Here is a 12,512-nt window from a genome sequence, read left to right on the forward strand (position 1 = left end):
GAACAGGCGTACGACGGTCAGCGGCCCAGTATCCGGCGGACCGGGCCCGGTACGGCCTGCTTGATCCGCTCGCGCAGCCCCTGGCCGCGCAGCGCGGCGACGGTGTCGGCGAGCGCGCGGTTGTCGTCGCGCAGCCGCTCGATGCGGCTCAGCAGCTCCTCGCGTGGGGCGGCGCCGACCGGGCGGACCGCCGGCGGGAACACCGTCTCGCGGACCCGCTGGTCGAACCGGGCGGCGCTGTCGCCGTCGGCGAACGACGTGCCCAGGTCGTGCTTGGCCAGGAACGCGGTGATCGTCGCGAAGCGGGCCTTGTGGCCGGAGTTGAGCGCGGTGTAGTCGGCCTCCGCGTAGAGGTCGGCGGCGTCGACGTCGGCGGGCACGTCCCGCATGATCCGGTGCGGGATGTCGAAGTAGCGGGCCAGTTCCAGCGTGCGCGAGTCGTGCGCGAAGAGGTAGCCGGGGGTGCCGGAGATCAGCGCGGTGATGGTGCCGTGGATCCGGGTGCCGAAGGCGAAGTCGTAGTCGGCCAGGTGCGCCATCCAGGTCCACGGGTCGACGAACATCCGCACCTTGTCCTCGACGAAGAGGGGGTGCGAGGTGTGCAGCGGCATCTCGCCGCTCTTGCCCCGGTGCTCGGGCGCGTCGCCGTAGAGCAGGGTGCCCAGGGTGCGCAGGTCCTGCGGCACGTAGCAGAGGTTCGGGTAGCGCTCCCGGTGGTGGCGGACGACGGCGGCCATCGAGGCGACGTACGGGGAGATGGTCAGCGCGACCCGGTCGTCGGTGCTCAGCTCGGCCCGGGGCTTGTCCAGCCGGAAGGTGTCGCCGTGCAGGAACATCGACGGGCAGCCGATCTGCTCCACCGCGGAGAAGCCGAGCGTCCGCAGGTAGCTCTCGGTCACCTCGCCGCGTACGCCGATGCTGTGCGACCGGTCGAGCACGGCCCGGCAGAACGCGCTGACCGGCTCGTCGATCTGGCGGAGGTACTCCCGGTCGCCGTCGACGTTGGTCTGCACCCCCACGCCGAGGACGACCACCGGAATCTTCAGGCGCTCGATCAGCCGGGTCATCGGGGTGAGGCGGTGCACGAAGCTGCGGCGGAAGGCGTTGGCCAGCGGGACCACGAACACGTCGTACCGTTCGTTGATCTCGTCGGCGAGGCGCGGGTCGGCCGGGCTGCGGGTCGCGGTGATCTCCGCCGTGGAGGTGGCCAGCAGCTTGTGCGCGGCGTGGCTGAAGACCAGGTTGCCCGTGTTGTCGCCGATCCAGTTGCCGGCGAACGTCTCCTCCGGCGTGAGGACGTCGAACGGGCCCTTGCGGGCGCGGAGCAGGATCCGCTGGTGCATCCGGTTGGTCACCTTCCGTACTGGCACGGCGTGTCCGGCGGGCCGGGTGGGCGCCCGCTCGGGCAGGAACGGAAATCCTATCCGTCGCCCGCCGGGGCCCGGCCGGGCCTCGGCACCCCGCTCCTCCCGGCGGGTAGGGTGCCCGGAATGACCAGTGCGCCGACCACCACCCGCGCTCCGCGCCTGCCGTCGCTGACCGGGTTGCGCTGGGTCGCCGCTCTGCTGGTCTTCGGCTTCCACGCGGGCACCATGCGGATCGTCGCCGAGCCGGATCTCAAGGCGGTGGTCGACAAGGCGTTCAGCCTGGGCCTGTCCGGGGTCGAGTTCTTCTTCATCCTCAGTGGATTCGTGCTGGTCTGGTCGTACCGCGACGGCGAGCCGGGGCGGACGTTCCTGTGGCGCCGGGTCGCCAAGATCTACCCGAACCACGTGGTCACCTTCCTGGCGGCGCTGGCCGTGGCGGCCTGGTTCGCCGACCCGGTGCCACGGCTGGCCGCCCTGGGCAACCTCTTCCTGGTCCAGGCGTGGATCCCGTTCGGCGGCTACTTCTACAGCGTCAACAACGTGAGCTGGTCGCTCTCCTGCGAGCTGGCCTTCTACCTGTGCCTGCCGCTCGCGGTGCCGTGGCTGCGTCGGGCCCGTACCGGGGCGCTGCGGGTCGTGCTGGTCGCCGCGCCGCTGCTCATCCTCGCCCTGTGGCCCGGGCAGCAGCTGGTGCCCGAGGAGCAGCGGTGGTGGTTCACCCAGATCTTCCCGGTCACCCGGTCCTTCGAGTTCTGGATGGGCGCGGCCGCCGCCGAGCTGATGCGCCGCAACCGCTGGCGCGGCCCCGACCTGACCGTGGCCAGCCTGCTCTTCGTCGGCACCTGGGTGGTCGCCGCGTTCTGGGTCCGGGCCGAGTTCTGGGCGGCGCTGCTCGCGGTGGCGTACCTGCTGGTGATCACCGGGGCGGCGCGGGCCGACGTGCGGGGTCGGTGGACCCCCTGGCGGTCCCGCCCGATGGTCTGGCTGGGCGAGGTCTCCTTCGCCTTCTACCTGGTCCACGTGCTGGTCATGGTGACCGTGCTGCGGCTCACCGGCGACTGGGGCACCGGGCTGCCCGGGTGGCGGGGCCCGCTCGCGGTGCTCGGCTTCCTGCTGCTCAACCTGGCGCTCGCCGCCGCCCTGCACCGCTGGGTGGAGGTGCCGATGATGCGCCGTCTCGGCCCGCGCCGGCCCCGCCCCACGCCGGCCGCCGCCGCGCCGGCGCCGTCCGTGCCCGCGCCGAGGTCGCCCGCCGACGGCGGCACCCCCACCCCGATCGAGTACGCCGGGCGGCGCCGCCCCGACTGAGCGCGTCCACCCTGGTCGGTGGTGTCACGACACGCCGACCGAGAGTGCGCGGCGGGGGGATCGGCGGTAATTTGTACCCGTGCTTCCGATCGCGCTCACCTGTCCCGTGTGGTGGGTGGCGCGCTGGGCGGCACGCATGCTGGCCAGCCTGGCCGTGGTCGTCGCCTGCTCGCTCGGCGCCACGACGCTGTCCGCCGGTGTCGCCACGGCCGCCCCGGCGCCGGCCGGCCCGGCCGTCGGCCTGACGTCGCGTACCCCGACGGGCACGCCGGCCGCCGCGCGGCCCGAACGTGTCGACGTCGCCGAGCGGCCGGACCCCTCCACCGGCGTCCCGGAGCCCGCGCCCCGGGACGCGGTCGCGCGGCCCGACCACCGGCAGCCGGTCCCGGCCGGTCGGCACCCGGCGCCGGTCGGCCCGCGGGCCCCGCCCGCCCGCTGACCTCACGGGCCGTCCCGGCCCGTCCCCGCACCCACCGAACCTCACCCCGCACCCGCCTCGGCGGCCCGGCGGCGCCCGTTCTGCGGCCGCGCCCCGCCCCGACCGGCGTGCGACCTTCCCGCCACGTCTTCTCCGTGAGGTGCCGACCATGTCGCAGACCGTTCTCTACCACTTCCTCACCGCCGTCCCCGAGGCCGCCGCGATCTGGTCGGCCCTGCTCGTGCTCGCCCTCGGCCTGCTCGCCGTGCTGGTCGCCCGCCCCGACCGCGACGGCGCGGCGGATCTCGAACCCGATCCGGCCGACGCGGAGGCGCTGCACCGGGCGGACCTCGCCCGCTACGCCGACGAGGTGGCGGTGGCTGCCGCCGGAGCCGCCCAGACCGCCCGTCGGCGACGCGAGCGGTGGCTGGCCGTCCAGGACGAGGCGGAGCGGGCGTGGGTGGCCTTCGACGAGGCGGAGGTGGCCGCCCGCCGCGTTGCCGGCGCCGCAGCGCTGCCCGCGCCGCGCACGCCACACACCCCGTCCGAGTACGCGGCGCGGGAGCGCTGGCTGCACCACGCCGCCATGGCGGCGCACTGGCGGGGCGACCTGACCGCCCGGCAGCTCGCGGATGTGCTGGCTCACCGCAACGGGTGGGACCCGCGTCGCCATCCGGCCGAGCAGGAGATCGTGCTGGCCCGGACGATCCGCGACGGTCGACGGGCGGCCTGGGAGGTGGCCGCCGAGCGGGAGCGACAGGCCTGGCGGGACGCGGAGCTCGCCGCCGACGCGGCGCGGACGCTGGCCGCCGAGACCTACGCGGCGGCCGCTGCGGTACGGCCGTCGCCCGCCCCCCGCGTCGCGTCGGCCAGCCGCGTCCCGGTGCCCGCCGTCGTCCGCGGCGCCCGCTGGCGGCCGGCCGGGGTCGGCTGAGTGGCGGTCTCCGCCGAATCGTTACCCGAATGCGGTGAGCCCGCTCACGTGCGGCCCGGAAACGGGCGCTCGGCGCACAACCGGTCAGCGAACCCGGCAATTGCGGGGCGTCGGCTGGTCGGATGCCCGCTTTTCGCCTTCCGATGCCGGCTCGAACCCTTGTCCCCATTGAGTGAAGTCAGTAACCGGCTGTTCCGATATCCGTAGTCGTTGGCGACGTTTACGCAGGTGGGAGCGCTTGGCTTGAGGCGTACCCACCGGTAGTGTCGGCGCGTCCGGTGCGGTTTCCGATCGCAGACGGCGACGCCGCACCGACCCGCCTAATCGTGCACACGAACCGGGGACCCACAGCAACACCGGGGTGAATCCGCGAGCCACGGCCCGCGGTAGGGCGTACTTCCCGCCCGAATCCGTCAGCTAACCCGGTCGGCGGCCACGGAAGGAGTTCCATTCCTCGTGCGAACCACCCCCCGATCGTCCCCCCACCTCCACGGCCTGGTGGTGCCGGCGCTCGCCTGACGGCGACGCCCACCCGACCCCCCGTGTGCGCCCGGCTGTCCGGGTGCTCCGTCCTGCGGCCGTCCCGCCCCGTCGAACGCGCGTGAAGTCCTCCGCGTGTGGGGCCGGCGTGTGCCGCTCACGCCCTGGAGGAACCCGTGAAGCACCACCTGAAGCGTCAGCTGCGGCGTCTCGCCACCGAGCGCCCGTACCAGATCATCGCCGGTTCGGCCGCCGCCCTCGTGTTGGCCGGCGGCGCCGGTGTCGCCCTCGCCGCCACCGACGACAACACCCCGTCCCGGTCGGAGAACACCGTCGCGGTCGCCGAACTCGGCTCCCGCCTCGGCGAGGCCGCCAGCCGCGGCGAGGCCCGCATCGCCGTCCCCTCGCCGAGCGCCTCGCCCAGCGCCGCACCCACCGCCTCGCCCTCGGCGAAGCCGGCGGCCAAGGCCACCACCGACCCGGACACCAAGCCGAAGCCCAAGCCGAAGCCGCCGGCGAGCAGGGTGCTCGACTACGACTACCAGGCGCAGACCACCTACTACTACTGCGGCCCGGCCGCGGTGCGGAACGCGCTCAGCGCCACCGGCATCGAGCGGAGCCAGGACACGCTCGCCGTCGCCCTCGGCACCACCGAGATGGGCACCAACTCGGCCGAGGACACCACCCGCGTGCTCAACCAGCAGGTCAAGGGCAACCCGTACCGGACCCGCATGATCCCGGGCGCGGCCACCCCGGCGCAGATGGACCGGCTCCAGGCCGACGTGGTCACGGCGATCAGCAACGGCCGCGCGGTCGTCGCCAACGTCGCCGGCGACGCCACCGACACCGACGGTGGCTGGCACTCGTTCCCGGGCGGCCACTACATCGCGGTGGTCGGCTACAAGAACGACGGCCGGACCGTCCGGATCGCCGACTCGGCCGACCCGTCGCTGCCCTCGTACTGGGTCACCACCATCGACCTGGCGAACTGGATGGCGACGCGCGGCTACTCCGCCTGACCCCTTTCACTACGCGTGAAGGCCGGCACCCCTGTCCGGGGTGCCGGCCTTTCGCGTCTTACTTGGTCCAGTGCTCGGCCACGATGTCGGTGGCCTGCTTCTCCCACTGCGCGTACGCGTCCGGGTAGGCGGAGACCTGCACGGTCTGGGCGGCGTCGGTCAGGGGCATCTTGTCCCAGCCGTCGACCTGCTTCAGACCCTTGAGGAAGGCCAGGGTGGAGTACTCGGGGTCGGTGATCTGCTCCGGCGTGCCCCAACCGCTGGACGGGCGCTGCTGGAACAGGCCCAGCGAGTCGTGGTCATTGCGGTCGCCGAGGTGCCCGAGGTTCTCCAGCTTCGACTCCTGCAGGGCGGTGGCGATCGAGATCACCGCGGCCCGCTCGGGCAGGCCGGCCTTCTTCGTCGCGGCGATGATCGCCTTGGCGTTGGCGGTCTGCTCGTCGTTCAGCGTGATGGTCGACTGCTCACCCTGCACGGAGGCGACCGCGACGGGCTTACCGGCGGCGTGGGCGGGGGTGTCGGCGTGGGCGGCGACGGGGCCGGCGAACACGCCACCGGTGAAGGCCAGACCAGCGATACCCAGGATGCTCTTACGCAGGATCGTGTTCATGAGGGGGCTCCATTCGGGGGTCAACACACCGGGGGGTGTGGGCACCGTCAGGCGCACTCAAAGTCTTGAGGGGGGATCCGGCTCGTGGCCCCGGGGGCGGGTCACGAAAGGGCCGGGGTTCGGCTGCTCGCGGGGCCGGGGGTCGGCCGTGCGGCGACGAGACCGGGTGTAACGACCGGCTACCGGCCGTCATTCCCGCGGGGCGGGGACACGGGCGGGGCGGGGGTTCGCCTGCTTGGTCGTTCACCGGGTTGCAACGCCGCCGACCCACCGCCGATTCCGCGCCCGGGGTGCCGCCCACCACCGTCGAACCGGACACCCCCGGCCATTCAGGCAGGGCGGGACGGAGCACCCGGGCGGATCCCGACGTGGGCAGACACCCATGACGTTCCACCCAACGCCCGACAACTCCGTCAGTGGAACGCTATGGGTGTCTGGCGGCCCGGGAGGCACCCATGGTGTTCCACCCACCGGCCGTGAACCTCGTCGGTGGAACGCCATGGGTGTCTCACGGCCCGGGACACACCCATGACGTTCCACCCGTCGTACCACGGTGTCGTACGGCGTCGGCCCTCGCGCGTCGTGTCCGTACGGTGGCAGACTGCGCCGTATGGGCGATACGACGGGGACCCGTCACCTGGTGCTCCTGCACGGCATGGGCGCCACCGAGGAGGTGTGGCTGCCCTGGGCGCCGCTGCTGGAGCGCCGCTGGCCGGGCCGCTGGCTCGCACCGGACCTGGCCGGTCACGGCTGGTCGCCACCGCTGTCCGGGTACTCGTTCGCGGCGCTGGCGCAGCGGGTGGTGGACGGGCTCGGTCCGGTCACCGAGCGGCTCGGTCCGCGGGACCGGCTGGTGCTGCTCGGGCACTCGCTCGGGGGCGTGGTGGCGTTGGTGTTGGCCGCCCGGCAGCGGGGTCTGCCCGTCGACGCGGTGGTCGGCCTCGGCATCAAGGTGGTCTGGTCACCGGCGGAGCTGGCGAAGGCGGGCGAGTTGGCCGCGCGGCCGGTGACCTGGTTCGCCAGCCGGGACGAGGCGGCTCGCCGCTACCTGCGGGTCTCCGGGCTGGCCGGTCTGTTCGCCCCGGACCATCCGGTGGTGGACGCGGGGCTGCGCCGGGAGGGCGGCCGCTGGCGGCTGGCCATGGACCCGGCCGCGTTCGCGGTGGGGGAGCCGCGGCTGCCCGCGCTGCTGGCGGCCACCGACGTGCCGGTGCTGCTGGCCCGGGGCGAGCTGGACCCGATGGTGAGCGACGCGCAGCTCAAGGAGCTGGGGGTGCCGGTGGCGACGCTGCCCGGGCTGGGCCACAACGCGCACGTGGAGGACCCGGCGGCGGTGCTGGCCCTGCTGGATCCCTACCTGTGAGCTAGACGGCCGCGCGGGGGACCGGGACGGCCCAGTCGGGCTCCAGCTCGCGGCGGGCGGCGGCGAGGAACGTCTCGGCGTACCGGTCGGCCGGGAAGTCGCCGAGGTAGCGGGTGCGGGCCGCCCACCGCTCCGCGGCCTTCGGGTCGGTGTCGAGCAGCGCGCCCAGCACGTCGTCCACGTTGGACATGTCGCGGCGCAGCACGTAGCCGGAGGCGGCCAGCGGGAACCGCTCGACGAAGTGCTCCCCGTCGGCGCCGGTGTCGGTGACCGCGTACGGCTTGCCGGAGTAGAGCCAGTCGGAGATGACCCCGGAGACGTCCGAGACCAGCGCGTCGGCGCGGTTGACGCACTGGGTCAACGTCAGCTCCCGGGCGGCCGCCGCGCCCCACAGGTGGGCCCGGCCGGTCCGCGTCCGGTCGGCGGCGAGCAGCTCGGTGAGCCGGGCGAGCTGCCGCGCCGAGGCGGGGTTCTTGTCGGTGTACGGGTGGGCGCGCAGGATCACCGTCGCCCCCCGGTCGAGCAGCCGGCGGATCAGCGTCTCGGCCACCGGCAGCGAGCAGTAGTTCGCGTCGGCGTGGTGCCCGGTCCAGGTGGGGGTGTAGAGGACGGTCGGGTGCGCGGAGGCGAGGACCGGCTCCCGGCGTACCTCGATGGCCTCGACCTGGGGGCGGCCGACCACGACGAACTTGTCGGCGGGGATGTCCACCCCGGCCCGGGCGTACCGGTCGATCGCCGCCTGCCCGGCCACGAAGATCTTGTCGAAGATCGCCGACACCGGGTTGGCGCTCGGCGCCTTGTCGCTGTCGCCGTGGTGCAGCTGGACGTGGGTGAGCTGGTTGAACCGGATCACGTGGGCGTTCTTCGCGCCGTGGTTGACGTAGAACGCCACCCGCAGGCTGGGCACCAGCGCCTCGTCCAGCGCCTTCAGCGTGGGGCAGAGGACCACCGGGGCGCGGGTGGCGGCGGCCACCGTGGGCAGGAGCTCCGGTTCGCGCAGCACCACCAGGAACGGGCGGCCGATCCGTTCCAGGTACGGCAGCCACATGGTGACCTGGTACTCCGAGCCGGGCGGCGCGGAGAAGTGCAGCACGAACTCGGGCTGGTGGCGGCGCAGCGCCCGGCCGACCGGTCCACCTCCGGCGGGCGGGCGGAACCGGCGCCGGGCGAGGTCCAGCGCGACCGCCCCGCAGCCGGCGCCGACCAGCAGCGCGGCGGCCAGCGCCGTCCAGGCCGGCAGCGTCAGGGCGGCGGCGAGCGCCACCACGGCGAGCAGCACCAGCAGCGCGTCGCCGAGTCGGGCGGCGACCACTGGCGCCCAGGTGCGGACCGAGAGGTTGGCCGCCCGGATCTCCAGCGCGCCGGCCTGGCGCAGCGGTCCGACCAGCAGCACCAGCCCGAGCAGGACGAGCGCGGTGGCCGCCAGCGCGGGGTCGAATCCGCCGTCGAGGCGCCGGGCGTAGCCGACCAGGATGCCGGCGGCGACCAGCACCGTCTCGGCGAGGCCGTCGGCCGACGGCCGGACCCGGCGCTCCCAGGCGGTGGCGGCGAGCGCCGCGCCGGCCAGGGCCAGGCCCCAGCCGGTGGCGCCGGTGAGCGCCACGACGAGGAAGGCCAGCACCGCCAGCCCGGTGGTCAGCACCCGGGCGAGCAGCTTGCGAACCAGGTCACCACGCATCTGGCACGTCCTGTCGGGTTCAGGCGTCGGCGGACAGCTCGGACCGGTGCGGGCCGGGCTGGGCGGGCACGGCGGCGACCGGTTCGCCGGGGGCCCGACGTACGTCGACCACCTGGCCGGTCAGCTCGGAGATCAGCACGTCCAGGGAGGCCTGGGCGACCGCCTCGGAGGAGAGCAGCGTGTGCTCCGGCTCCTCGCCGAACGCCCGGGTCCGCATCGGGGTGGCGGTGCGCTCCGGGTTGACGCAGTTGACCCGTACGCCGAACTCCGCCCACTCGTCGGCGAGCGCCTGGGTCAGGTTGACCAGCGCGGCCTTGGTGGCCGAGTAGAGCGCGTAGCGCGCCCGGCCCCGGGTGTAGGAGCTGGACGTGTAGAGCAGCAGCTGACCCTTGGTCTGCTGGAGGTAGGGCAGCGACTGGCGGGCGATGGTGACCGGTCCGACGAAGTTGACGTGCAGGAGACGGTCCATCGTCTCGTCGTCCATCTCGGCCAGCGCGCCCTTTTCCAGGATGCCGGCGGTGACCACCACGTAGTCGATCCGGCCGGTCGCCTCGAACGCGGTCTTCAGCGCGGCGGCCACGTCCTCGGCGCGCTCGACGTGGGTGCCGGTGGTGGAGCGGCTGAACGGGAACACCTGGGCGCCGTAGCGGCGGGCCAGCTCGGCCAGGTCGTGGCCGATGCCGTAGCTGCCGCCGAAGACCACGATGGTCCGGCCGGTCAGCTCCTCGGCGTAGCCGCCGTGGCTCAGCCGGGGCGCCTGGGCGGCGGCGAGCTGGAAGAGCTTGTCGGCCAGGTGCACGTCGACCGGGTGGGTGACCTTGATGTTCTCGTCCGAGCCGTCGATCACCTTGATCGGCGTGCCCGGCAGGTAGCGCAGCACCACGCCGCAGTCGTCGGTGGCGGCGAAGTCGGGGTCGCCCTCGGCGCGGCGGTACGCCTCCCGGATGGTGCCGGAGCGGAACGCCTGCGGGGTCTGGCCGCGGCGCAGGCGGGAGCGGACCGGGATGTCGGTGATGCAGTCGTCCGCGTCGACCTGGATGATCGTGTCGGCGGAGGGGATCGCCACGTCGACCGCGGAGTAGGACCAGAGCGCGTTCACGCACTCCCGCACGATGCGGGCGCTCACCAGCGGGCGGACCGCGTCGTGGAAGAGGATGTTGACGTCGCCCTCGCCGACCGCGTCGAGCGCGATCCGGGTGGTGTCGTTGCGGGTCTCGCCGCCCTCGATCACCTTGGTGACCTTGCGGAAACCGGCGTCGGCGACGATCCGCTCCGCGTCGCCCACGTGGCCGGTGGCCATCAGCACGATGATCTCGTCGATCTCCGGCGCGGCCTCGAAGACAGCGAGGGTGTGCTCGATGATCGGCTTACCGGCGATCTTCAGCAGCTGCTTGGGAATGCCCAGGCCGAGGCGGGTCCCGGTGCCACCGGCGAGGATCACGGCCACCGTACGCGTGGGGCGCCAGGGTGCCGGGCTCGCCGGCGCGGCGTCCGGTGCGGTGGTGTGGTCCTGCGTCATTGCCGTACCTCACTCTGGGTGAAAAGCGGATGGATCCGAAAACCTTAACGCGTACGGCGGAGCGCACCGCTCGGGCGGGAACCCGGGGCGGTGCGCTCCGTCCGGCTACTTCTGGTTCTCGTACGCGTCGCAGACCTCCTTGGTGGGGCCGTCCATCTTGAGGACGCCGCTCTCCAGCCAGATGGTCCGCTCGCAGGTGTCCCGGATCGAGCCGATCGAGTGGCTGACCAGGAAGACCGTGCCGGCGCTGTCGCGCAGCTCCCGGACCCGCTGCTCGCTGCGGGCGCGGAACTTGCGGTCGCCGGTGGCCAGGGCCTCGTCGATGAGCAGCACGTCGTGCTTCTTCGCCGAGGAGATGGCGAAGCGCAGCCGGGCGCCCATGCCGGAGGAGTAGGTGCGCATCGGCAGCGAGGCGAAGTCGCCCCGCTCGTTGATCCCGGAGAACTCGATGATCTCCGGGGCGATCCGCTTGACCTCCTCCGGCACCATGCCCATGGCCAGGCAGCCGAGCACCACGTTGCGCTCGCCGGAGAGGTCGTTGAGCAGCGCGGCGTTCACGCCGAGCAGGGACGGCTGGCCCTGGGTGTAGACCGCGCCGCGGGCCGGCGGGAGCAGGCCGGCGATGGCCCGCAGCAGGGTCGACTTGCCGGAGCCGTTGCTGCCGATCAGGCCGATCGCCTCACCCTCGTACGCGGTGAAGCTCACCCCCTTGACGGCGTGCACCTCGCGGATGTTCGGCGCCTTGGTGCGGGAGACGATCCGCTTGAGCGCGGAGACGGGGTTGTTGCCGCCGGTCGCGCCCTTGTGGATCCGGTAGATCACGTGCACGTCGTCCACCACCACGGTGGGGACGCGGCCCGAGTCGGTGACCGGGCCGGCGTTCAGCGGCAGGGTCTGCTCAGCCACGGCCGTACTCCTTTTCTCCGCGCCAGAAGTAGACGAACCCGCCGATGCCCATGACGACCGCCCAGAACAGGGCCAGGGCCCAGAGCTTCGGCGGCGAGCTCACCAGGTTGGCCTGGTGCGAGTCGAGCAGCGCGTACCGGGCCAGCTCGATGAAGACCAGCGGCGGGTTCCACTCCAGGAGATTCGCGGCCCAGAGCGGCAGGTGCTTGCGGAACAGCGCCACCGGGTAGAGCACGCCGGAGGCGTACAGCCAGGTGCGCATGACGAACGGCATGATCTGCTTGAGGTCGGTGACCTTAGAGCCGATCCGGGCCATGATCATGGTGAGCCCGATGTTGAAGATCGTCTGGAGCAGCAGGGCGGGGGCGAGCAGCAGCCAGCGGAAGGTGATCGGCTCGCCGGTGAACAGCACGATCGCGGCCAGCACCACCATCGACATGAGCAGCTGCTGCAGTTGCACGAGCGTCACGGTGATCGGCAGCGCGGCCCGGGGGAACTGGAGCGCCCGGATCAGGCCCAGGTTGCCGGTGATCGCGCTGGTGCCGTTCGACACCGCGGTCTGGGTGAACATGAAGATGAACACGCCCGTGCACAGGTACGCGATGAAGTTCGACACGTTCCGGTTCTGGGACAGGATCACGCCGAAGATCAGGAAGTAGACCGCCGCGTTGGTGAGCGGTGTCAGCACCTGCCAGAGCTGCCCGAGCTGGGTGTTGCTCAGCGAGGACGCGACCTTCGCCCGCGAGTACGCGGTCATGAAGTGCCGGTACGCCCACAACCGGCGGGTGTACTCGCCCAGTGGCGGTCGTTCCCCGGCGACCCGCAGCCCGTACCGCCGGGCCAGTTCGGCCCGGGTCAGTCCGGATTCGGGGTCGGCCACCGCGGTGTTGGCCATGGTCAGGCGCTCCGA

At 73.0% G+C, this 12,512-nt stretch carries 11 protein-coding genes and 1 riboswitch; of the genes, 5 read left to right on the forward strand and 6 right to left on the reverse strand.

What is annotated here, in order from left to right; translation table 11 throughout:
- Positions 1–17 precede the first annotated feature (17 nt).
- Positions 18–1,343, reverse strand: coding sequence for a polysaccharide pyruvyl transferase family protein (locus tag O7600_RS29070; RefSeq protein ID WP_281594294.1), 1,326 nt, complete (start codon positions 1,341–1,343; stop codon positions 18–20).
- 147 nt (positions 1,344–1,490) lie between these two features.
- On the opposite strand from O7600_RS29070, the gene O7600_RS29075 reads away from it, so the two are divergent.
- From O7600_RS29075 to O7600_RS29090, 4 genes are all read left to right on the forward strand, one after another.
- Positions 1,491–2,675, forward strand: coding sequence for an acyltransferase (locus tag O7600_RS29075; RefSeq protein ID WP_281591549.1), 1,185 nt, complete (start codon positions 1,491–1,493; stop codon positions 2,673–2,675).
- A gap of 79 nt (positions 2,676–2,754) precedes the next feature.
- On the forward strand, positions 2,755–3,114 hold the full coding sequence (locus tag O7600_RS29080) for a hypothetical protein (protein ID WP_281591550.1): 360 nt from the start codon (positions 2,755–2,757) through the stop codon (positions 3,112–3,114).
- Positions 3,115–3,262: 148 nt separating this feature from the next.
- Positions 3,263–4,027, forward strand: coding sequence for a hypothetical protein (locus O7600_RS29085; protein ID WP_281591551.1), 765 nt, complete (start codon positions 3,263–3,265; stop codon positions 4,025–4,027).
- Between the two features lie 307 nt (positions 4,028–4,334).
- Positions 4,335–4,474: riboswitch (cyclic di-AMP (ydaO/yuaA leader) on the forward strand.
- Between the two features lie 197 nt (positions 4,475–4,671).
- Positions 4,672–5,526 carry a C39 family peptidase gene (locus tag O7600_RS29090; protein ID WP_281594295.1) on the forward strand — a complete coding sequence of 285 codons (855 nt, stop codon included), beginning with the start codon at positions 4,672–4,674 and terminating at the stop codon, positions 5,524–5,526.
- Between the two features lie 58 nt (positions 5,527–5,584).
- Here O7600_RS29090 and O7600_RS29095 read toward each other — a convergent pair whose 3' ends face one another.
- Positions 5,585–6,136, reverse strand: a complete 552-nt coding sequence (locus tag O7600_RS29095) for a hypothetical protein (protein ID WP_281591552.1) — start codon at positions 6,134–6,136, stop codon at positions 5,585–5,587.
- Positions 6,137–6,746: 610 nt separating this feature from the next.
- Between O7600_RS29095 and O7600_RS29100 the strand changes: the two genes are divergently transcribed.
- A complete protein-coding gene (locus O7600_RS29100) occupies positions 6,747–7,499 on the forward strand; it encodes an alpha/beta hydrolase (RefSeq protein WP_281591553.1) in 753 nt (250 codons plus the stop codon).
- A gap of 1 nt (position 7,500) precedes the next feature.
- Here the strand turns inward: O7600_RS29100 and O7600_RS29105 are convergent, their stop codons facing one another.
- The 4 genes from O7600_RS29105 to O7600_RS29120 form a co-directional block, all read right to left on the reverse strand.
- Complete coding sequence (locus tag O7600_RS29105) at positions 7,501–9,177, reverse strand: CDP-glycerol glycerophosphotransferase family protein (RefSeq protein ID WP_281591554.1); 1,677 nt, start codon at positions 9,175–9,177, stop codon at positions 7,501–7,503.
- Between the two features lie 19 nt (positions 9,178–9,196).
- On the reverse strand, positions 9,197–10,696 hold the full coding sequence (locus O7600_RS29110) for a bifunctional cytidylyltransferase/SDR family oxidoreductase (RefSeq protein WP_281591555.1): 1,500 nt from the start codon (positions 10,694–10,696) through the stop codon (positions 9,197–9,199).
- A gap of 105 nt (positions 10,697–10,801) precedes the next feature.
- Entirely contained in the window at positions 10,802–11,602 is an 801-nt protein-coding gene (locus tag O7600_RS29115; protein WP_281591556.1) for an ABC transporter ATP-binding protein, read from the reverse strand.
- Positions 11,595–12,497, reverse strand: a complete 903-nt coding sequence (locus tag O7600_RS29120; protein WP_281591557.1) for an ABC transporter permease — start codon at positions 12,495–12,497, stop codon at positions 11,595–11,597. The genes O7600_RS29115 and O7600_RS29120 overlap by 8 nt, the downstream gene beginning before the upstream one ends.
- Positions 12,498–12,512 lie beyond the last annotated feature (15 nt).

The organism is Micromonospora sp. WMMA1998, from assembly GCF_027497375.1.
GTDB lineage: Bacteria > Actinomycetota > Actinomycetes > Mycobacteriales > Micromonosporaceae > Micromonospora > Micromonospora sediminicola.

Bases quoted from the DNA above. Each gene is read 5' to 3' on its own strand.
- O7600_RS29110 (WP_281591555.1), bottom strand. From the start codon at position 10,696: ATGACGCAGGACCACACCACCGCACCGGACGCCGCGCCGGCGAGCCCG.
- O7600_RS29070 (WP_281594294.1), bottom strand. From the start codon at position 1,343: ATGCACCAGCGGATCCTGCTCCGCGCCCGCAAGGGCCCGTTCGACGTC.
- O7600_RS29075 (WP_281591549.1), top strand. From the start codon at position 1,491: ATGACCAGTGCGCCGACCACCACCCGCGCTCCGCGCCTGCCGTCGCTG.
- O7600_RS29120 (WP_281591557.1), bottom strand. From the start codon at position 12,497: ATGGCCAACACCGCGGTGGCCGACCCCGAATCCGGACTGACCCGGGCC.
- O7600_RS29095 (WP_281591552.1), bottom strand. From the start codon at position 6,136: ATGAACACGATCCTGCGTAAGAGCATCCTGGGTATCGCTGGTCTGGCC.
- O7600_RS29085 (WP_281591551.1), top strand. From the start codon at position 3,263: ATGTCGCAGACCGTTCTCTACCACTTCCTCACCGCCGTCCCCGAGGCC.
- O7600_RS29105 (WP_281591554.1), bottom strand. From the start codon at position 9,177: ATGCGTGGTGACCTGGTTCGCAAGCTGCTCGCCCGGGTGCTGACCACC.
- O7600_RS29100 (WP_281591553.1), top strand. From the start codon at position 6,747: ATGGGCGATACGACGGGGACCCGTCACCTGGTGCTCCTGCACGGCATG.